We start from the raw sequence: 19,739 nt of genomic DNA, 5'->3' as shown, positions 1-19,739 counted from the left end.
AGGCACTTCGCCTGACCGTCAGGGGTTGCGCACGCAGTCGTAGGTGAGCGGGATTTCGTCGCCTAGTTCGACGACCTCGAACTGATCGACGCCGATGTCATTGAAGGACTGCGCCTCGATGCCGAGGTCCGCCCACTTCGCCGTGCTGTTGCGATCGTCGGCGAACGTCAGCGCGATGTCGCCGCCGTCGGACAGCAGCATGCCGTGCGTCTTGAGCGCCTTCAGGATCACCTTCTCGGAATCGGAGTAGCCGGATTCGTCGAAGTCTGGCTTCAACCGGAACCGAACACCGTAGGGCGGTGCGTCGGCCTCTGTACTCTCCGGGCCGCCCGCGTGAGTCGCCGGATGCACGTAGACATCGGCCTTCATCCGGTCGTTCGGAAGAATGAACCGCAGCGCGTGATTCACTGTGCCGGAGGCTACTTCGTCGGCGGTCGGGGTCATGGCGGCGATCGGGAATCCCGCGGCGTCGGCACTGGTGCACTGATCGCCGCGTAGATTCTCCGGGTACGACTTGTTCAGGTCCCAGATGAACATCGACTGAGTCGTCATGTCCTCGCCGGCCTTGTTGGCCTGGTAGAGCTCGTAGAGCTTCTGCGATCCGCGATCCGCGACCAGCAGATGGCAGTCGCCCTGGCCCTCGGTGTTGCCCGAGATGTCGCAGGAAAGGTTCTGCGACCCTTCGATATTGGCGTCCTCGGGCACCGGCATCTGCGTCGGAACGCTGTCGCAGTCCGGGCCGCCGCCGCAGTAGTCCTCGATTCCCACCACATCCATCCGCGGAGTGTTGCTGTCCGCGTTGAAGATCGATATCGAGAAATCGGTCTGAAGGACGTTGTCGTTGCCCCAGCCGCCCGCGTCGATTAGCGCCTGCAGGATCGCATTGCTGCGATCGGACTTCGCGGATCCCGACACGTCGGCCGTCCAGGGCTGTGCGGAGTCGGGCATATCACCGCCGGTAGCGGGGGCGCCGCCGGCACCGGACGACTTCGAAGCTGCCGCACTCGAGCTCGGCCCGGGGCTCGACACCGTGTGAGATCCGCACGCCGTGGCGGTGATACAGACGATGGCGAAGGCGCCGAGTCGAGCGGGGTTCAGATGCGATTTCATCCAGCAGTCAGCGCCTCTCCTGATAGTGAGCTGTGCGCCGACGCTATCCCGGACGAGTTCGGGCAGATATCGGGTGTTTCCCTACGTTCGGCCTGCGGTCACGGCAGCACCATCCGCAGCCGCTCCCAGCCCCGAACCGTCGACGTCGGCGCAGGCACGGCGCTGTCGTAGTCGATTCCCCACTCCGGCCACCGGTTCAGCAATTCGTCGAGCGCTACCCGGCCCTCGAGCCGGGCGAGGTTGGCCCCGAGGCAGTAGTGCACACCCTTGCCGAACGTCAAATGGCTGATGTTGTCACGGTGGATGTTGAAGGTCTCGGGGTCGGGGTAGCGCCGCGGGTCCCGGTTCGCCGCCCCGAAGAGCAACAGCATCGCACTGCCCGCGGGCACAGTCGTGTCATAGATCTCGAAGTCCTTGACCGTGTACCGGGCGACATGCGGACCCGTCGGCTCGAATCGCAACGTCTCGTCGACCGCGCGGTTCAGTAGTGACCGGTCCTCATAGATTTCGCGTCGCTGGTCCGGATGCTCGGCGAGCACCTTGGCCAGCCAGCCGATCAACCTGCCCGTTGTCTCGTTGCCCGCGCCCGCGACCACCTGGACGTAATGCAGGATTTCCTTGCGATGGAGTTTGCGCGTGACACCGTTCTCGTCGGTGAACTCCATATTGAGCAGGACGGTCATCAGGTCGTCCGACGGATTCTTCGAACGCCACTCCACGTAGTCGGCGTAAATGGCGCCGTCGGCGATCTTGTCGGCGTTGGCGACCTTCATCGGCGCACCGGGCTTGGTCCGCAGGTTGGCGTCATTGGCGTCGCGCACCGCGATCTGGTCGGACTCCGGAATGCCGAGCAGCATGCCGATGACGCGCATCGGCATCATCGCGGCGAGTTCGGCGACGATATCGAAGCCGTCCGAACCGACATGCGGGTCAAGGCAATTGACGCAGAATCGGCGGATCTGGTCCTCGATCTCGGCCATCCGGCGGGGCGTGAACACCCGGCTCATCAGCCCTCGCAACATGGTGTGCACGGGCGGATCCTCGAACATCATCACGCCCTTGGGCATGTCGAAGTCGGAATTGACGAGCTCGAGGATGTCGCTTCGCGAGTTGGAGAACGTCTCCCAGTTCGCGACCGCCTTCTCGACGTCCGCGTGCCGCGAGATCGCCCAGAACCTGTGCAGCTCGTTGTAGTAGATCGGCGCTTCCTCGCGAAGCCGCGCATAGGTCGGCCACGGATCGGCGGCGATCCGCACGTCATAGGGGTCGTAGTACACGGCGGCGTCGTTGGTGATCGTCATGGTCCTTCTACTTCAGGAGGCTGCCGGCGTCCACGGGCAGGGTGACGCCGGTGATGTAGCGCGCTTCGTCGGAGGCGAGGAACAGCACCGCATTACTGATGTCGACCGGCTCCACCCACGGGATCGGGAGGAAGTGGAACGACTGGCAGATCGGCGCGAGGTCCTCGGGCCCCGGATTCTCCAGATCCGGCCGGAACAGCCGGTAGGTGGGCTCGTTCATCAGCAGCGGAGTGCAGACGTGGGTGGGATGGACGGTGTTGACCCGGATCGAGTGCTGGCCCAGCTCGACGGCAAAGGTGCGCATCAGGCCGACGACACCGTGCTTGGCCGCGATGTAGTGACCGACCTGAGGATAGGCCTTGGTACCGCCGACTGAACTGGTGATGATGATCGATCCGCCGCGGCCGCCCGCCAGCAGATGCGGCACAGCCGCCTTCACCGTCTTCCACACGCCGCCGAGGTTGATGTCGATGGTCTCGTCGAAGATGTGCTCACGCATCTTGTGCAGCTTCACGCCGGTGGTGCCGATGCCCGCATTGGCCACCACGATGTCGAGCCGGCCGGAACCGTTTGTGCTCCTCCCGTCCGCGAGCTGCTCGACGCCGCTGTCGACGGCGGACTTGAGGGCATCGAAGTCGCGCACGTCGACTTCCGCGGTGACGATGCGGCGGTCGAGGTTCTTCACCAGGTCGGCGGTCTCGGCGAGGTCCTCCGGGGTGGCCGCCGGCGCGGTCGAGTCTGCGAACCCGCGGCAGATGTCGACCGCGATGATGTCCGCGCCTTCCTGCGCCAGCCGTACGGCGTGGCTGCGGCCCTGTCCGCGAGCGGCGCCGGTGATGAATGCGACCTTGCGTTCGAGCCGTCCGGCCATGCCACCTCAGCTCCTCCTAGCACTTGTTGGGCGACTGCCCAACATTTATGCTGACGCCATGTCTAGCAGTCGGCGCGATGCCCGGTCAAGATCCAGATGACGGCCCCAAAATACTCGGGCCGCGAGTCGGCGACGCGTCAGGCGCTGATCCGAGCGACTGCCCAAGTCATGCTCGAGGAGGGTTACGCCGCCGCGACATCGCGGCGGGTCGCCGCCAAGGCCGGGGTCAAGCCGGCGCTCGTGCACTACTACTTCCCGAGCATGGACGACCTGTTCCTGGCCGTGCTGCGGGAAGGCGCGGATGCGAACCTCCTTCACCAGCGCGAAGCGTTGGCAGATGATGCGCCGTTGCACGCGCTGTGGCGACTCAACAATGAGCACGGCGCCCGGCTGTTGATGGAGTTCATGGCGCTGGCGAATCATCGCAAAGAGATCCGCAGCGAGATCATCGGCTACGCCGCACGCTTCGGTGAGCTGGAAGAGTCCGCGGTGACGCTGGCCATGCGCGCACACGGCGTCGACCTCGCGGAGTTTCCACCTGTGGTGATGTCGATGATCGTGACCAGCCTCGCGCGGATCCTGGTTCTGGAACGCAGCCTGGGCATCACCCGCGGCCACGCCGAGGCGACCGAGTTCATCGAACGTGTTCTCGACCGGTACGAACTGCCGTCTTCCAGCCCGTCATGAATAACAATTCGGTCACTATCGACATCACGATCAATTAAGAACGGCGCACGAATTCTGAGAGTCTTCAATTTCGGATGGGTGATCTCGTCACTCGCTTAACGAATTCGCCGATACTGAGGTGCAGATCACCTCGGGCGACTGTAACGCGTTGGCGTTCGCTACCAGCGTATTTGCCGACGACGTTTGACCCGCTTCCGTATCGGCTACCTTGTATTTCGGGTAGGGGAACGGAATAACCCATACGATTCGAAGGAAAATTGATCATGAATTTCACTGGTATCACTGCGCGCCGGAAAGTGGCCGGCGCGCTTGTCGGCTCGCTGCTCGGTGGACTCGCCGCAGCCACCATCGGTGCGCCGTCCGCGGCGGCCGCGCCGCAGGGATGCAGCGCTGGTGAGGTGGCCGACACCGTCAGCGGCACGTGGAGCTCGGCACGTCAGTACCTGAACGCCCATCCGGGCGCCAATCAGGTGGTTACCTCGGCGTTCGCCGCGCCGCGTCCGCAGGCCGAAACCGAGGTGCGTGACTACTTCACCGCCAACCCGGGCGAGTACTACGACCTCAAGGGCATCCTGTCGCCGATCGGCGACAAGCAGCGGAAGTGCAACGTGACGGTGCTGTCGCCGGACCTCCAGTCGGCATACGACACGTTCATGGCGGGCTAGGTCATTCCGCGAGAAAGCCCGCCGTTGCAGCCAACGCTGCAGCGGCGGGTTTTGCATTGCCTAGCCGGGGACCTCGTTGCGGTGAGACCAGCGCAGTCGCTCCACGCCTTGCTCGAGACACTGCAGGGCGATGCCGTCAGACCCCTGCGCCGAGAGGTTCAGGGCCGGGCATGGCAGCGCCACGTTGTGACCCCGACGAGCGGGCCTGCCGCGAGGACGGCGGCGGCCAGGCCGGAGAAGGCGGTCGTTCGAGACGTCATAGCGAGATCATGCCCCCGGCCGACTCGGCCGAACGCGATTCCCACACCGAGGCTAACGCCGGCCATCTGATTTGGTATTCGACGGCTTTGCGCCTTCGCGGGACTCAACGATCCCGGACCGGCGTATCGGCTCGCGTCCCGGGGGCTGCTTGGGGGTTGGCAGCAGCGGGGTCCGCCGCGTCACGGGCACCGTCGTGGGTGACTTCGCGCTGAGGTCGAGACCTTCACCCGCGTGGTGAATGGTCAACGTCGAGTCGGGGCCGTCGCGGAGTGTGTAGGTCACATCGCCGTGGCCGGCGTCGACGGTCACCCGGAAGTCTCGCCAGCGCAGCCGGAAGCGCAACCGTTCGATGCCGTCGGGCAGTTGCGGGTCGAGCGCGAGAATGCCTTGGTCGTCGCGCAGCCCTCCGAATCCGGCGACCAACGCTGTCCACGTCCCCGCCAGCGACGCCATGTGCAGGCCGTCCTCGGTGTTGTGGTGCAGATCGCGCAGGTCGATCAGCGCGGCCTCGTAGGTGTAGTCGTGAGCCAGTTGGAGGTGGCCGACGGCGGCACACATCACCGCCTGCGTGCACGCCGACAGGGACGAGTCGCGGGTGGTGCGGCGCTCGTAGTAGTCGAGGTTGCGCGCCCTCTGCTCGGGTCCGAAGGCGTGACTACGCCAGTGCATCGCCAACACCAGGTCGGCCTGCTTGACGACCTGCGAAGGGTACAACCGGACATAAGGCTCGTGAAGCAACAGCGGGTAGGCGGTGTTTTCGGTGAAATTCCACTCGCGCAGCGTGGTGAACCCGGCGCACTGCTCGTGCACGCCGAGCTCTTCGTCGTAGGGAATGTGGGCGGCGCCTGCGGCGTCCCGCCATGCGGCCGCTTCCTCAGTGGTCACGCCGAGTGTGCTGGCCATCTCGGGATTCCGCTCGCAGGCGTCGGCGGCGGTCTGCAGGTTATGCATCGCCATCAGGTTGGTGAACACGTTGTCCCGCACGAGCGCGGTGTACTCGTCTGGGCCGGTGACACCGTCGAGGTGCCACACGCCATGACGGTCATGATGTCCCAGCGAGAGCCACAGCCGCGCAGTCTCGACGAGGACGATGACGCCGCAATCCGCCTCGAGCGAATCATCGCCGGTGACAACGCGATACCGCTCGAAGGCCATCGCGATGTCCGCGTTGACGTGCCACGCGGCGGTGCCGGCGGGCCAATACGCCGAGCACTCCTCGCCGTGGATGGTGCGCCACGGAAACGCGGCGCCGGCGAGGTCTAGCTCCTCGGCGCGCCTGCGGGCCAGATCGATCGTCGACACCCGCCACCGCAGCGCATCGGCGGCGGCTTGTGGCGCGGTGTAGGTCAGCACGGGCAGGACATAGCCCTCGGTGTCCCAAAAGGCGTGGCCGTCGTAACCCGTTCCGGTCAGGCCCTTGCCCGGTATCGCTCGCCGTTCGGCACGTGCGCTGGCCTGCAAGACGTGAAACAGCCCGAACCGCACCGCCTGCTGGCACGCCGGGTCGCCCTCCACCTCGACATCGGCGGAATCCCAAAACCCGTCGAGGTACTCACGCTGCGCATCGATCAGGCCCTGCCAGCCGGCGTATCGTGCTCCGGCGATCGCTCCGGCGACCTGATCACGCAATGCGGGACGGGACCGCAGGCTCGACCACCCGTAGCCCAGGTACTTGACGATGCGCAGTTGCTGACCAGGGCGCAGGCCGCAGATGACGGTGGTGCGGGCCAAGTCCTCGCGAGCCTCCGAACTGGTCTCGACGCGCCCGGGCACCTCGATGTCGTGCTCCATCGCAGCGGCCATCATCAACCCGCTCTGCCGGGTTTTGTGGATCAGCACCGCACCGTGGTCGGTCGATTCATGGCGCACCGCCTCGAGCGCATTGCCCAGCAGCGCGGCCGCGCGCGGATCTTTGGACCGGTCCGGCTGATCTTCGTTGGCGACGAGCTCCGACTGCACGATGACATTGACGAAGTTGTCGACCGCCTCGACGACGTACTCCATGGCGGCCACACCGCGCTGATCGAGAGAGACCAGCCGCGTCGTCCGCACGGCCACCTGCTTGCCCGCCGGTGATGTCCACCGCGCGTTGCGGGTGAGGATGCCCGCTCGCATATCCAAAACCCGTTCGTGCTCGTGTAATTCGCCGTAGCGGACATCGAACGGCTCGTCGTCGACCAGCAGGCGGAGGATCTTGCCGTTGGTGGCGTTGACGATCGACTGACCGTCTTCGGGATAGGAGAATCCGGCCTCCGCGTACGGCAGCGGCCGGGTCTCGTAGTACCCGTTCAGATACGTGCCGGGCAGCCCGTGGGGTTCACCCTCCTCGAGATTTCCCCGCAGCCCGATGTGGCCGTTGGACAACGCGAACAGTGATTCGGTCTGGGCGATCCTGTCCAGGTTGAGCGCGAGCTCACGGACATGCCACGGCTCTACCGGGAAGGCGTCGTCGGCGATCATCAGGAATCCAGAAGCTCCGCCAGATCGGTGACGACGACGTCGGCGCCGTTGTGCCGCAAGTCCTCTGCGTGACCTACCCGGTCCACGCCGATCACCACGCCAAAATGACCGGCATGGCCCGCGGCCACCCCGGCCAGCGCGTCCTCGAAGACCGCCGCATGATCCGGGGGCGTCTCGAGCAACTGTGCGGCGTGCAGAAACGAATCGGGTGCCGGCTTCCCCGCGATGCCCTCGTCACGCATGGTCACACCGTCGACGCGGACCTCGACGAACCTGGCGAGACCGGTGATGTCGAGCACCTCGCGGGTGTTGGCGCTCGACGACACCACCGCCACCCGCAGGCCCGCAGCCGAAACCGCCTCGAGGTAGCGGCGCGATCCGTCGAACACATCGACGCCGTCGGAGTGCAGCCTCTGCTGGAACAGTTCGTTCTTCCTGTTGCCCAGACCGTTCACCGTCTCGGCGTCGGCGTCGTCATCGGGGCCGCCCTCGGGGAGGGTGATGCCGCGGCTCTCCAAGAAGGACCGCACACCGTCCTCCCGCTTTTTGCCGTCGACGTATGACTCGTAGTCCTCGTCGACGTCGAAGGGCACGAACCGGTCTCCGGCGCGCTGCGCCCGCGCGCTCAGGTACGCGTCGAACATCTCCTTCCACGCCCTGCGGTGCACGCTGGCCGTGTCGGTGAGTACGCCGTCGAGATCGAACAGACAGGCCCGGACCCCTTCGGGCAATCCCAGCGTCGCGGCCATGTGCCGGGTTATACCCAAGTCGGGCCATCCATAGACTGGGCCGCGTGGCCGATCTTCATCCTTCCGTCGCTGCGCTTGCGCCGCTTCTGGGCGTTTGGGCTGGTCAGGGGTCAGGCGTGTACCCGACCATCGCGCCGTTCGACTACCTCGAGGAAATCACGTTCGGCCATGTCGGCAAACCGTTCCTCAGCTATGCCCAGCGGACGAATGCCGTGGAGGACGGCCGCCCCCTGCACGGCGAGACCGGCTATCTGCGGGTGCCCGACGCCGGCCGGGTGGAGTTGGTGCTGGCGCATCCCACCGGCGTAACCGAGATAGCCGAGGGAACGTTGTCGGTACGGGGTACCAGGATCGAGATGGAAGTCGTGGCGACGACGATAGGGCGCACTGCCTCGGCCAAGGAGGTCACGGCGCTCGGCCGTTCCATCCGGGTGCACGGCGACGAGCTGACCTACACGGTGCACATGGGTGCTGTGGGCCAGCCACTGCAGCAGCATTTGACGGCGAGGTTGCACAGGAAGACGGCATGACACCCGACGACCAGCGCGAAGACGGCAGAATCCGTGTTCCGACCGATCTCGACGCGGTCACCGACGTCGGCGCCGAAGATCACTCCGACATCGACCCGGCCGCCGTCGAGCGGATCTGGCAGGCGGCACGGCACTGGTATGCCGCGGGCATGCACCCCGCGATCCAGCTGTGCCTGCGCCACAACGGCAAGGTGGTGCTGAACCGGGCGATCGGTCACGGCTGGGGCAACGCCCCTGACGACCCACCCGACGCGGAGAAGGTTCGGGTCACCACGGCCACCCCGTTCTGCGCGTTCTCGGCCGCCAAGGCGATGGCGACGACCGTGGTGCACATGCTCGTCGAGCGGGGGCACTTCTCGTTGGACGACCGCGTCTGCGAGTACCTGCCCACCTACACCAGTCACGGCAAGGACCGAACGACGATCCGGCACGTCATGACCCACAGCGCCGGCGTGCCGTTCGCCACCGGCCCGCGGCCGAATCTCGACCGCATGGACGACACCGAATACGCCCGCAGAAAGCTCGGCGAACTGCGGCCGATCCACCGGCCCGGCCTTGTCCACATCTACCACGGGGTGACGTGGGGCCCGCTGGTGCGGGAAATCGTCTCGGCGGCGACGGGAAAGAGTATTCGCGACATCCTTGCCGCCGAGATCCTCGATCCGCTCGGCTTCCGATGGACCAACTTCGGTGTGGCCGAGCACGACGTGCCGCTGGTGGCGCCGAGCCACGTCACCGGCAAGCCGCTGCCGGCACCGATCGCGAAGGCATTCAAGATGGCGGTCGGCGGGACCATGGCGGAGATCATCCCGTTCTCGAACACGCCGCTGTTCCTGACCGGGATCGTGCCGTCATCCAATCTCGTCTCGACGGCCGACGAGATGTCACGGTTCGCCGAGATCCTGCGGCGGGGTGGTGAGCTGGACGGCGTCCGGGTGATGCGGCCGGAGACTCTGCAGGCGGCGACCAAGGAGTGCAGGCGGCTGAGGCCCGACATCGCCGACGGATTCGCGCCCCGCCGCTGGGGCACCGGCTACATGCTGGGGAACAAGCGGTTCGGACCGTACGGCCGCAATGCGCCCGCGGCATTCGGCAACACCGGCCTGACGAACATCGCGGTCTGGGCAGACCCCGAGCGCGGTCTGGCCGCCGGGCTCATCAGCAGCGGCAAGCCGAGCGGTCACCGCGAAGCCAAGCGCTATCCGGCCCTGCTCGACCGCATCACGGCCGAGATCCCGCGTCAGCGGATCGAATCCTGAGGCAGGGGCAATCCGCCCATCTGCGACGGATTGCGGTACTCCCGGTAAACTCTCCCTGCCGCCGCCGGTGGGGCGGACGGGCATTTGTGGAGGTGAGCATGGAAGGTGCGGCATCAAGTAGCTGCGCAATAGAGGAACGCCGCATCGAGGCCGTCAGCGTGGTGTCGGTAGCCGGTGTGGTCGACATGCTCACAGCCCCCGACCTCGAAACGGCGATATCTGAGGCCGCCAAGAGTTCCCCGGCCGCTGTGGTCGTCGACATGACGGCTGTGGAGTTCCTCGCATCCGCAGGCATGGGCGTCCTGATCGCCGCCCAGGACGAGCTCGCTCCCGCCATCAAGTTGGCGGTCGTGGCGGACGGCCCCGCGACCAGCAGACCGCTGAAGCTCGTCGGTGTCACCGACGTGGTCGATCTGTACGCCACCCTCGACGAGGCGCTCGCTGCGCTGACGAATTAAAAGAGTCACTATCGGGTAGCCAGCAGGCTGAGATGGCAGATTTCGGACAACGCGGCTCGAGAACACGGTTCGCACACACGAGTGTCCTCGCCGATGCCGCATGCGCCGCGCACATGCGGCAGGAATTCTCGGTGTGGCTGCGGCGATGGTTCTCGCTCGACCCGACGCAGGTCAGTGACATGGTGCTGGCGGTCAACGAAGCGTTGGCCAACGCCGCCGAGTTCGCCTATTCGGCCGTCGAGCATTCCGGCGCGATGCATCTGCGCGCAGATTACGACACCGGTTCGGCCGTCTTGACGGTGACCGTGACCGACGAGGGCGCCTGGCGGCTCAAAGACGCCGCGAACGAACACGTCTCGCGCGGCCGCGGCATCCCGCTGATGCGCGCGCTCGCCGACCGGGCCACCATCGACTCGACGCCGGCGGGCACGCGGGTGTGCCTGGAATGGAACCACGTCGCCGCGGCGCAGTCCGCTGTCACCTGACGGCCCGGCCTCACGGCTTCGGCAGCCGCACCACCTGAACAAAGAACTCGTCGATCTGGCGCACGGCGCTCATGAACTGGTCCAGATCGACCGGTTTGGTGACGTAGGCGTTGGCGTGCAGTTTGTAGCTCTTGAGGATGTCCTCTTCTGCCGACGACGTCGTCAGCACGACCACCGGAATGTGGCACAGATCGTCGTCGTTCTTGATCTGCTCCAGCAGTTGCCTGCCGTCGTACTTCGGCAGGTTCAGGTCGAGCAGGATCAGGTCGGGCCGCGGCGCGTCCTTGTAGGGTCCCCGCTTGTAGAGGAAGTCAAGGCCCTCCTCGCCGTCGTGGGCGACGTGCAGATTATTGCTGATCTTGTTGTGCTCGAATGCTTCCCGGGTGATTAGTTCGTCACCGGCATCGTCCTCGACGAGCAGGACGTCGATGGCGCGCACAGCTGAGGTCACTGGTTTGTTCCTTCCAGAGCGGGCTTTAGTATGTCGGGCTCGGGCTCGGCTGTCGACAATTCGGGCAGGGTGAACTTGAAGCGTGTGCCGCCGGAGTAGGACGTGTCGACCCAGATGGATCCGCCGTGGTGCTCGACGATCTTCTTGCATATTGCAAGACCGATGCCGGTTCCGCTGTACTCGTCGCGGCCGTGCAGACGCTGGAAGATGACGAACACCTTCTCGACGAAGTCATCGGCGATACCGATGCCGTTGTCAGTGACGCTGAAGAGCCAGTCGGGGTCGTCGGGCCCGACGGGGGGCCGAGCGTCGATGACGATCCGCGGATCGAGTCCGTCGCGGTGGAATTTCATCGCGTTGCCGATGAGGTTCTGCCACAGCATCGCCAGCAGGGTCGGGTCGCCGTCGACGGTGGGAAGCCGAGTCCCGGGGCGCACGATGTCGGCATTCGATTCCTCGATCGCAGTCGACAGGTTGGCCAGCGCGGTGTCCAGCGCGGTGTCCAGCGCGGTGTCGACGTGGGTGGAGTTGAGACGACCGACGCGGGAGAACGTCAACAGATCGTTGATCAGCAGCTGCATGCGTTTGGCGCCGTCGACCGCGAAGCCGATGTATTCGGTTCCCCGTTCGTCGAGCTTGTCGCCGTAGCGTTTCTCGAGCAGCTGACAGAACGAGGCGACCTTGCGCAACGGCTCCTGCAGATCGTGGGAGGCGACGTAGGCGAATTGCTCGAGTTCGGCGTTGGACCGCCGCAACTCTTCGGTCTGTTCGTCGAGTGCCGACTTGGCGGTCCTCGAGGCGTCGAGTTCGTCGACGATGCGTTGCCGCATGTCCTCGACCGCGGCCGCGATCGAACGAATGTCTCGTGGACCGCGGGGCACGATGCGTTCGTCGAAATTTCCCTCGGTGATGCGGCGGCACGCGGCGGCAAGGGCGTCCAGCGGTCGGGTGACCGCGGCGCGCACCAGCAGCGCCAACACCACCGCCAAGACGACGAACGCCACGACCATGGCGATGGCAAGGCCGTCGCGCCAGTGCCTCATGTGGTCGAGCTCGGTGATCCCGTTAGTTCTGGCGGTGCGCAGATTCTCGTTCTGGCGATCGAAATTCGCTCGGAGACGGTCGAATTCGATCTTGCCCCGATCCGTGAGCACCCGACTGGCCTCGCCAGGGGCGCCGCGGGCGACGTCGACGATGATGGGGTTTGCATAGGACATCCGCCAGGCCGCCGCGGCACCCTCGATCTCATCGAGGTCGGCCATCAGATCGGATCGTGTACCGACTCGCTCTCGGATGTTCTGTGCCGCTTGCCGTTCGGCGTCCAGGCCGGCGTAATACGGATCGAGGAACTGCTTGTCGCCGGTGATGACGTAGCCGCGCACCGCGGTTTCCTGATCGCGAAGAGCCGCCTGCATCGCATAGGCCTGCACTCGTGCCGGCTGGATGTTGTCTATCAGCTCACGCGACAGACTGTCGGTCCGATGCATCAGCAGCCCGCCGGCCAACAGGCCGACCAACACCACCACGCCCATGGCCGACAGCACCAGGTTCTGCCATCCCTGCACGGTCAGCCTGCGCCCAGGCTTGGGCTTGCCGGCTGGCGCGCCCGCGTTCGGCTTCGTCATCGAGATGTGCGCTCCACGCGGACCACCGCGATGTCGTCGGTCAGCCCGCCGTGTGCCTGGGCGCGCTGTGCGGCTTCACCGATGAGGGCATCCACGAACTCCGGCCCTGGCAGCGGGGCATGCTTGCGCGCCAACTCGAGCAGCCCGTCCTCACCGAGGCGTTGATTACCCCGCCCGGAGTGGCCCTCGAACAGGCCGTCGGTGAGCAGGACCAACCCCGTGCCCTGGGGCCACTCCACCTGGTGATAGTCCCATCCGCTGGATTGCAGGCCCAGCGCCGGGCCGCCGGGCGGCTCGAGCCAGTCCACTGTTCCTCCGCCGTGCACCAGCATCCCGGGATGTCCCGCGCGCACTGCGCGGAACAGGGACCCTTCGGGCGGAATGGCCAGGCTCAGCACCGTCGCGAAGGTGCCCCTGCCCGCGCGCTCGGTACGCAGGATTCGCTCGAGCTCCCGCATCCGGTCCGGGCCACGAAGGCCGGCGAACGTCAGCGCGCGCCAGGCAATACGCAGTGCCACGCCGAGGGCGGCCTCGTCGGGACCGTGGCCTGCGACGTCGCCGATCATCACGTGCACCGTCCGGTCCGGCGTCTGGACGAAGTCGTAGAAGTCGCCGCCCAGCAGCGTGTTCTCCCGGCTGGGCACGTACCTCGCGATGATTTCGACACCGGGGTTCTCGAGCAGTAGAGGCGACGGGGAAAGGCCGCGCTCGAGCCGGGCGTTCTCCATGGCTCGCAGTTGACTGGCGTGCAGCTGGACCGCGGTGATCTCGGCGCGCTTGCGTTCGATCGCATACAGCACCGCACGGCGCAACATCTCGGGTTCGACCCGGCCCTTGATCAGGTAGTCCTGCGCGCCCGAGGCCACCGCCGACGTGCCGAAGTGCTCGTCGGACAACCCGGTGAGGACGACGATCGGGATGTTGGGGTCCATCTGCTTGATGCGCTCAACGGCGACGATCCCGTTGGCGTCGGGCAGATTGAGGTCAAGCAGCACGCAGTCCGGGTGGGTGAGCGCAAGCTCGTGCTCCGCGGCGGACATCGATTGAGCCCATGCACAGGTGAAGTCCGCGCCCGCGTCGGCGATCAGTTCCTCTACCAGTAGAGCGTCGGCCCGGTCGTCCTCGACGAGCAGGACCGACAGACGATGTCCGCCTGCCGTACGGACCGATGCAGGGTCCTGTGCAGGCTTGATTCGCGGCTCAAGCGGCGCGCGCATGGGTCATCACGTCCTTTACGTAACGCCACCCGGGTCGCGCTGACCTTCTGCTTCAGTGACAACGACTACAAAGGATACCGAGCCGCCCTGCAAGCCGCTGCGGTGTCCCCCGATACGGTTCGATGATCGGCGTTTCCTATCGTGGCTGCATGAGCGAAGCTTGCGAGCGAATATCGCGCACGGAATGCGGCGGCCGAGGCTGCGAGGTCGGGGCATGAGCACCGTTGCCGACCCGGATCGGGTCGCCGATCTCGCCAGGAAGGTCGTGGCCGACCACGACCCGAAGTCCGTTCCCATCGCGGAGTTTCTCGGTGCCTGTTATGACGCCGGGTTGGCCTGGGTGCATTTCCCCGAGGGCCTGGGCGGTCTGGGTGTTTCGCGCGGTCTGCAGGCCGTTGCCGACGGCATCTTGCAGGGTGCGGGCGGTCCGGTGCCGCTCGGCCTCAACCCGATGGGCTACGGGATGGCGGCGCCGACCGTGCGTGAACACGCCCAGACCGACGACGTGAAGCGCGAGCTGCTGCGTCCACTGGCGACCACCGAGGACATCTGGTGTCAGCTGTTCTCCGAGCCGGGCGCAGGTTCGGACCTGGCCGGTTTGGCGACCTCGGCGGTGCCCGACGGTGACGAATGGGTCGTCAACGGCCAGAAGGTGTGGACCAGCCTGGCGCATCGCGCGCGATGGGGTCTGCTGCTCGCACGCACCAACCCCGACCTGCCGAAGCACAAGGGCCTGACCTACTTCGTGATCGACATGCACGGGCCGGGCGTGGAGACCAGGCCGCTGCGCCAGCTGACCGGGCAGGCGGAGTTCAACGAGGTCTACATGACCGACGCCCGCATCCCCGATACGCACCGGCTCGGAGGCGTCGGCGACGGGTGGCGGGTCGCCATGACCACGCTGATGAACGAGCGCAGTGCACTGGGCGCCAGCGGAAGCAGGCGCGGTGCGGGCACGATCGCCGACGCCGTCTCACTGTGGGCGTCGCCACCGGATCTGCAGACACCCGTGCTGCGGGACCGGCTCACGCAACTGTGGCTGCGCTCGGAGGCGCAGCGCCTCACGTCGGAGCGCTCCCGTGCCGCCGCCACGGTCGGCGGTCCCGGCCCTGAAGGCTCCATCGGCAAGCTGGTCGGCGCCGAGCTGAACCAGCACATCTACCAGTGGTGCATGGATCTGCTTGGGCCGGAAGGGATCCTGTACCACGGCTACGGCATGAGTGACGGCGCGGGCGACGGCGCGGACTGGCGGGGCCCGGTACAGCAGCGGTTCCTGCGCAGCCGCGCCAACACCATCGAGGGTGGCACCTCCGAGGTGATGCGCAACATCCTCGGCGAGCGGGTCCTCGGCCTGCCCGGTGATTTGCGTGCCGACGCCGGCACGCCGTGGAAGGAGATTCCCCGTGGTTGAGGAGCTTGCGGATCAACCCCGCATTCAGGTTGAGGAGCTTGCGGGTCAACCCCGCAATCAGGTTGAGGAGCTTGCGGATCAACCCCGCCATCAGGCTGAGTTCACCTTCACCGACGAGCAGGCCCAGCTGCGCGCAGCGGTGCGCAAGTTCTGCACCGAGAACTACGACGAGCAGACGGTGCGGACCCTGATGGAGTCCGATCCGCCATTCGACGCCAAGGTGTGGACCCGGTTGGGTTCCGAGCTCGGCGTGCTGGGACTGTCGGTGCCGGAAGCCGACGGCGGGGTCGGCGGCACACTCGTCGATCAGGCCGTCGCGGTCGAGGAGCTCGGTTCATCACTGGCGTGCGGGCCGTTGTTCGGCACGGTGTTCCTCGCGATCCCCGCACTGGTGGCGGCGTCGGCGAGCGAGGGGCGCGACGAACTACTGACCGAACTGGTGGAGGGCAGGCGCACTGCGGCGTTCGCCGTCGCCGACCGTGCCGGCGCCTTCGACCCCGAATCGGTGACGGTCGCCACGCAAGGTGATGCGCTCACCGGCACGGTCGAACGGGTCGTCGACGCGGGCACGGCCGACGTCCTGCTGGTGGCGGCGCGGGGTGCGGACGGGGTGGCGCTGTACGCCGTCGACGCGGCGGCGTCGGGGGTATCGCGGACCCCGTTGGTCACGCTGGACCTGACCCGGCCCCAAGCCACCATCGAGCTGTCCGGCGCGCCGGGCCGGTTGGTGGCCGGTCCCCGCGAGGCCGACCGCGTCATCGAGCACGCGTTGCACGTCGGATCGGCGCTTTTGGCCGTCGAACAGGTCGGCGCGGGACAGCATCTGCTGGATCTTTCCGTCGACTACGCGAAGTCCAGGCTCCAGTTCGGCAGGCCCATTGGGTCTTTCCAGGCGGTCAAGCACAAGCTGGCGGACCTGCTCGTCGACCTCGAGCACGCCCGCTCGACCGCTTATCACGCAGTGTGGGCCTTGGCCGACGGATCCGATGATCCGGCGCTTGCGGTGAGCATCGCGCAGGCGACGTCCTCGGCGGCGCTGTCCCGGATCGCGGCGGACACCATTCAGGTGCACGGCGGCATCGGGTTCACCTGGGAGCATCGAGCCCACCTGTATTTCAAGCGCGCCGTCACCGACGCCGCCTTGTTGGGCAGCGCCGAGCAGCACCGGGCGCGGGTCGCAGAACTGGTCTTGGACACTGCCGAGGCGGGCCGTGTCCCCCGCGTGGCCGACGGCACGCCCGCGTGAGCCGCTAGACGGGAAGCGTTGTGCCGGTTTCTTTTTCGGCGAATTCGAACAGCCGCGCAGCGACCTCGTAGTCACCTGCCACCGCGGTCCGGCCCAGCATCACAAGCGGACCCTTCAAGCCGAAGGCGCCGTCGTAGCCGATGTAGCTGCCCGGCGGCACAGGCTCGCTGATGCAGTACAACGTGGTGGCGGCGCCCGCGTCGATGTCGTTGCCGAACACGTTCGCCACCCGCCTGACCACCTTGTCGGCGGCTGCCATCACCGGCCCGTCGGAGACGTTGGAGATTCCGGAGGCCACCCATCCCGGATGCGTGAGTTGGGTGACGACAGGCGAATTCGCCGCCCGCAGCCTGCGATCCAACTCGAGGCCCCACAACATCACCGCGAGCTTGGAGCGGGCGTAGGCACCCATCGACGACCACTTGGTGGTGCGCAGATGCATGTCGTCGAGCCGTAGCGTGGCGCTTCGATGCGCGTGCGATCCGACGTTGATGATCTGGGTGCGCACCCGGTCGAAGATGAGGTTGGTAAGCGCGAAGGGGCCGAGCAGGTTCGTGCCGATCGTCTTCTCGAACCCGTCGACGGTTTCTTCGCGGCTCGAAGTCAGCATGCCCGCGTTGTTGATGAGGATGTCGACGTCGCCGTCGAGCGCGTCGGCGAACGCGCGCACCGACGACAGGTCGGCGAGGTCGACCTTGGCGATGGAGGTCGAGCCGCCGATCTCCTTGGCGCGCTGCGCACCCAGTTCGGTGTTGCGCACGGCCATGACGACGTGTGCGCCCGCGTTGGCGAGCGCGCGGGCGGTGCCGAGGCCGACGCCGTTCGTCGCGCCGGTCACGATGATGCGCTTACCCGAGAGGTCGCCCAGCCGGGCCGGTGTCCACTTCGCCGTCACGGGGCAAGGCTAATCGTCCGGTTGTCGCGCACACCGCGATAGATACCCCATCGGACGATCACGGGCATCAAAACGCGGTCGAAAGACCAGGCCGGGAAACGGAACGCCTGACCCTTCGGGGTGAACACCTCGAGCCCGTCGGGCTGCACACCGAGCACCGAACCCCAACGCCGCTTCGGCGCCCGGTAGGAGCGCAGCGGTTTGCCTGCGAACTGCGCACGGATGTTGCGGGCCAGCAGCCCGTCCCCGCGGTTGCGCGCCGAGCTGCGCAGCGGGTCGGTGGCCGCAACGTCGCCCACCGCGAACACGTTCGGCCGGCCGGGCACCTGCAACTGCGGTGTCACTTCGACGAAGCCCTGTTCGTCGAGGAGTTCGGCCGGCAGCCAGTCGGTGTTGGGCCTGACCCGACCGATCGCCCACAGGACGGCATCGGCGGACGCCTGCGGCTGCCCGGTGCTCCACGCAACCGGCTCGCTGGTGATCGCATCGAACGTGAAGCCGTCGGGGATCACCGCTCGGTGGCCGGGGTGCAGTCCCACACCGGCATCGCCGAGCCGGCGCTGCACCGTCTCCCAGATCCGCGGATGGTGTGACAGGAGGGCGCGTTCGCCGGGGAAATAAAGGTCGACGCGCTTGTCCGGCCAGGTGGTGGCGACCTGTGCGGCGCTACTGATCGCCGCCGCGCCGCCACCGATGACGATGACCGATGTGGCGTCGATCAGGCGCTTGTGCGCGTCCCGAAGGTCCTCGCCGATCTCGTTGTGCGACTGCAGGTTTGGCGTGCGCCAGAAACCATTGGTGACCCCGGTGGAGATGACCAGCGCGTCGTAGGGCTGCTGCGATGTCGTGCCGTCGTCAGCGCGGACCGCCACCGTGCGGGATTCGAGGTCGACATTCGTCAGGGTGCCGTGCACGGTGCGCACCCGGTCCAGCGCACGGAACCGGTCGAACGGAATCCAGTTGGCCCTGGCCCATTCCTCGGGCCGGGCGAGCCGCCACCCCAGTTCCTGGCCGCTCACCAACGCCGGCTTGGAGGAGATGCCGACGACGTCGAACTGCCGGGCCAGTCGGATGGCGGTGAGAACCCCGCTGTCGCCCAGCCCGGCGATCACGACACGTTTACGGCTCATGGCCGCTTATCATTCACGGTGCTTGGGTCCTGCAACGCATTACGGGCCGAGACGAGTGCTTCTCCGCTCATCTCGCCGACAGCCTGGCGTGCGCGAAAGGTGACACAGCGACCTGGTCAATGCGCTGCCCCTGCCGCTGGAACACGGTGCGCGCCGATTCACGGAAGGCGCGCACCATGACGACACACCGCTACTCGGTAAAAGTGACGTGGCGCGGCAATACCGGGTCGGGCACCACCGGCTATCGGGATTTCCGGCGGGATACCGTTACTGCGGCGGGCACCAAGGTCGAACTGCCCGGATCGTCCGACCCGGCGTTCCGTGGCGATCCGAACCGGTGGAACCCCGAGGAACTTCTGCTCGCCTCGCTGTCACAGTGCCACCTGCTCTGGTATCTCGACCTGGCCGTGCGGGCCGGTGTCGTGGTGACCGATTACGCCGACGATCCGATCGGCTCGATGGTCGTCAACGGCGACGGAAGTGGTCAGTTCGAGCGGGTCGTCCTGCGGCCCACGGTCACGGTTGCCAAGCCCGTTGACACGGCGGCGGCACGGCGACTGCATTCCGACGCCCACCGGATGTGCTTCATCGCCCGGTCGGTGAATTTTCCCGTCGACTGTGAACCAACAGAACCTCGGGTAGCCGAGGCGGCGTTACCCTAGCCACCATGGCTCACTCAGTGCGACGTCTGACGGCCGCGGCGGCGATGGCCGCCCTGCCGATGGCGGGGGTCGTCGTCTTCACGCCTGCGATCAGCTCGGCGTGCCTGCCAGGCGAGACGGCAGGCCCCACCGCTTGCGCGCCGTTCTGCCTGCCCGGCAAGGCGCTCGACGTGCAGACCGGCCTCTGCGTTCCGGTGCCGGACCCGGCACCCGATGGCGTCAACCCGCCGATCAACGACTATTAAGCCCGGCGCAGGGCACAGGAC

At 66.6% G+C, this 19,739-nt stretch carries 20 protein-coding genes; 10 read left to right on the top strand and 10 right to left on the bottom strand.

The annotated features are described in order from the left end of the window. Nucleotides 1-18: 18 nt before the first annotated feature. From QOC76_RS08300 to QOC76_RS08290, 3 genes are all read right to left on the bottom strand, one after another. Complete coding sequence (locus tag QOC76_RS08300) at nt 19-1,110, bottom strand: hypothetical protein (protein WP_526356086.1); 1,092 nt, start codon at nt 1,108-1,110, stop codon at nt 19-21. A gap of 98 nt (nt 1,111-1,208) precedes the next feature. Continuing rightward, nucleotides 1,209-2,411 carry a cytochrome P450 gene (locus QOC76_RS08295; protein WP_526356084.1) on the bottom strand — a complete coding sequence of 401 codons (1,203 nt, stop codon included), beginning with the start codon at nt 2,409-2,411 and terminating at the stop codon, nt 1,209-1,211. Nucleotides 2,412-2,418: 7 nt separating this feature from the next. Further along, the gene (locus tag QOC76_RS08290) at nt 2,419-3,282 is read right to left on the bottom strand and encodes a mycofactocin-coupled SDR family oxidoreductase (protein ID WP_526356082.1); all 864 of its coding nucleotides are present in this window, start codon (nt 3,280-3,282) and stop codon (nt 2,419-2,421) included. Between the two features lie 96 nt (nt 3,283-3,378). Between QOC76_RS08290 and QOC76_RS08285 the strand changes: the two genes are divergently transcribed. Continuing rightward, nucleotides 3,379-3,969 (top strand): TetR/AcrR family transcriptional regulator, encoded by a 591-nt coding sequence (locus tag QOC76_RS08285; RefSeq protein WP_526356080.1) that lies wholly within the window; start codon nt 3,379-3,381, stop codon nt 3,967-3,969. Nucleotides 3,970-4,232: 263 nt separating this feature from the next. Further along, a complete protein-coding gene (locus QOC76_RS08280) occupies nt 4,233-4,634 on the top strand; it encodes a hemophore-related protein (RefSeq protein WP_526356078.1) in 402 nt (133 codons plus the stop codon). Between the two features lie 312 nt (nt 4,635-4,946). On the opposite strand, the gene QOC76_RS08275 is transcribed toward QOC76_RS08280, so the two are convergent. Next, nucleotides 4,947-7,355 (bottom strand): glycosyl hydrolase family 65 domain-containing protein, encoded by a 2,409-nt coding sequence (locus QOC76_RS08275; protein ID WP_526356076.1) that lies wholly within the window; start codon nt 7,353-7,355, stop codon nt 4,947-4,949. Continuing rightward, on the bottom strand, nt 7,355-8,104 hold the full coding sequence (locus tag QOC76_RS08270; RefSeq protein WP_526356074.1) for a beta-phosphoglucomutase family hydrolase: 750 nt from the start codon (nt 8,102-8,104) through the stop codon (nt 7,355-7,357). Before QOC76_RS08270 ends, QOC76_RS08275 begins: the two co-directional genes overlap by 1 nt. Nucleotides 8,105-8,148: 44 nt before the next feature. Between QOC76_RS08270 and QOC76_RS08265 the strand changes: the two genes are divergently transcribed. From QOC76_RS08265 to QOC76_RS08250, 4 genes are all read left to right on the top strand, one after another. Beyond that, nucleotides 8,149-8,634 carry a peroxynitrite isomerase gene (locus tag QOC76_RS08265; protein ID WP_526356072.1) on the top strand — a complete coding sequence of 162 codons (486 nt, stop codon included), beginning with the start codon at nt 8,149-8,151 and terminating at the stop codon, nt 8,632-8,634. Next, nucleotides 8,631-9,893, top strand: coding sequence for a lipase LipE (gene lipE, locus QOC76_RS08260; protein WP_526356070.1), 1,263 nt, complete (start codon nt 8,631-8,633; stop codon nt 9,891-9,893). Before QOC76_RS08265 ends, lipE begins: the two co-directional genes overlap by 4 nt. Nucleotides 9,894-9,991: 98 nt before the next feature. Further along, the gene (locus tag QOC76_RS08255) at nt 9,992-10,351 is read left to right on the top strand and encodes an STAS domain-containing protein (RefSeq protein WP_526356068.1); all 360 of its coding nucleotides are present in this window, start codon (nt 9,992-9,994) and stop codon (nt 10,349-10,351) included. 32 nt (nt 10,352-10,383) lie between these two features. After that, nucleotides 10,384-10,836 carry an ATP-binding protein gene (locus tag QOC76_RS08250; RefSeq protein ID WP_526356066.1) on the top strand — a complete coding sequence of 151 codons (453 nt, stop codon included), beginning with the start codon at nt 10,384-10,386 and terminating at the stop codon, nt 10,834-10,836. A gap of 10 nt (nt 10,837-10,846) precedes the next feature. Here the strand turns inward: QOC76_RS08250 and QOC76_RS08245 are convergent, their stop codons facing one another. From QOC76_RS08245 to QOC76_RS08235, 3 genes are read right to left on the bottom strand one after another with little or no spacing between them, the layout of a single operon-like run. After that, on the bottom strand, nt 10,847-11,287 hold the full coding sequence (locus tag QOC76_RS08245) for a response regulator (protein WP_526356064.1): 441 nt from the start codon (nt 11,285-11,287) through the stop codon (nt 10,847-10,849). Further along, nucleotides 11,284-12,912 (bottom strand): sensor histidine kinase, encoded by a 1,629-nt coding sequence (locus QOC76_RS08240; RefSeq protein WP_526356062.1) that lies wholly within the window; start codon nt 12,910-12,912, stop codon nt 11,284-11,286. Before QOC76_RS08240 ends, QOC76_RS08245 begins: the two co-directional genes overlap by 4 nt. After that, nucleotides 12,909-14,129 carry a PP2C family protein-serine/threonine phosphatase gene (locus QOC76_RS08235; RefSeq protein WP_526356060.1) on the bottom strand — a complete coding sequence of 407 codons (1,221 nt, stop codon included), beginning with the start codon at nt 14,127-14,129 and terminating at the stop codon, nt 12,909-12,911. The genes QOC76_RS08240 and QOC76_RS08235 overlap by 4 nt, the downstream gene beginning before the upstream one ends. 214 nt (nt 14,130-14,343) lie before the next feature. Between QOC76_RS08235 and QOC76_RS08230 the strand changes: the two genes are divergently transcribed. Both QOC76_RS08230 and QOC76_RS08225 read left to right on the top strand, forming a co-directional pair. Beyond that, the gene (locus tag QOC76_RS08230; protein ID WP_526356058.1) at nt 14,344-15,540 is read left to right on the top strand and encodes an acyl-CoA dehydrogenase family protein; all 1,197 of its coding nucleotides are present in this window, start codon (nt 14,344-14,346) and stop codon (nt 15,538-15,540) included. After that, nucleotides 15,533-16,786, top strand: a complete 1,254-nt coding sequence (locus tag QOC76_RS08225) for an acyl-CoA dehydrogenase family protein (RefSeq protein ID WP_526356056.1) — start codon at nt 15,533-15,535, stop codon at nt 16,784-16,786. Before QOC76_RS08230 ends, QOC76_RS08225 begins: the two co-directional genes overlap by 8 nt. Before the next feature lie 4 nt (nt 16,787-16,790). On the opposite strand, the gene QOC76_RS08220 is transcribed toward QOC76_RS08225, so the two are convergent. Together QOC76_RS08220 and QOC76_RS08215 are read right to left on the bottom strand one after the other, a co-directional pair. Then, nucleotides 16,791-17,681 (bottom strand): SDR family NAD(P)-dependent oxidoreductase, encoded by an 891-nt coding sequence (locus tag QOC76_RS08220; protein ID WP_526356053.1) that lies wholly within the window; start codon nt 17,679-17,681, stop codon nt 16,791-16,793. Beyond that, nucleotides 17,678-18,811 carry an FAD-dependent oxidoreductase gene (locus tag QOC76_RS08215; protein WP_526356051.1) on the bottom strand — a complete coding sequence of 378 codons (1,134 nt, stop codon included), beginning with the start codon at nt 18,809-18,811 and terminating at the stop codon, nt 17,678-17,680. The genes QOC76_RS08220 and QOC76_RS08215 overlap by 4 nt, the downstream gene beginning before the upstream one ends. 176 nt (nt 18,812-18,987) lie before the next feature. Here QOC76_RS08215 and QOC76_RS08210 point away from each other — a divergent pair, with 176 nt between their 5' ends. Both QOC76_RS08210 and QOC76_RS08205 read left to right on the top strand, forming a co-directional pair. Beyond that, a complete protein-coding gene (locus QOC76_RS08210) occupies nt 18,988-19,473 on the top strand; it encodes an OsmC family protein (RefSeq protein ID WP_526356049.1) in 486 nt (161 codons plus the stop codon). Nucleotides 19,474-19,478: 5 nt separating this feature from the next. Beyond that, nucleotides 19,479-19,718, top strand: coding sequence for a hypothetical protein (locus QOC76_RS08205; RefSeq protein WP_526356047.1), 240 nt, complete (start codon nt 19,479-19,481; stop codon nt 19,716-19,718). Nucleotides 19,719-19,739: the final 21 nt, after the last annotated feature.

This window comes from Mycobacterium sp., assembly GCF_032159565.1.
GTDB lineage: Bacteria > Actinomycetota > Actinomycetes > Mycobacteriales > Mycobacteriaceae > Mycobacterium.
The sequence above is the reverse complement of the archived record's forward strand: the minus strand, read 5'-3'. Positions and strand labels throughout refer to the sequence as shown.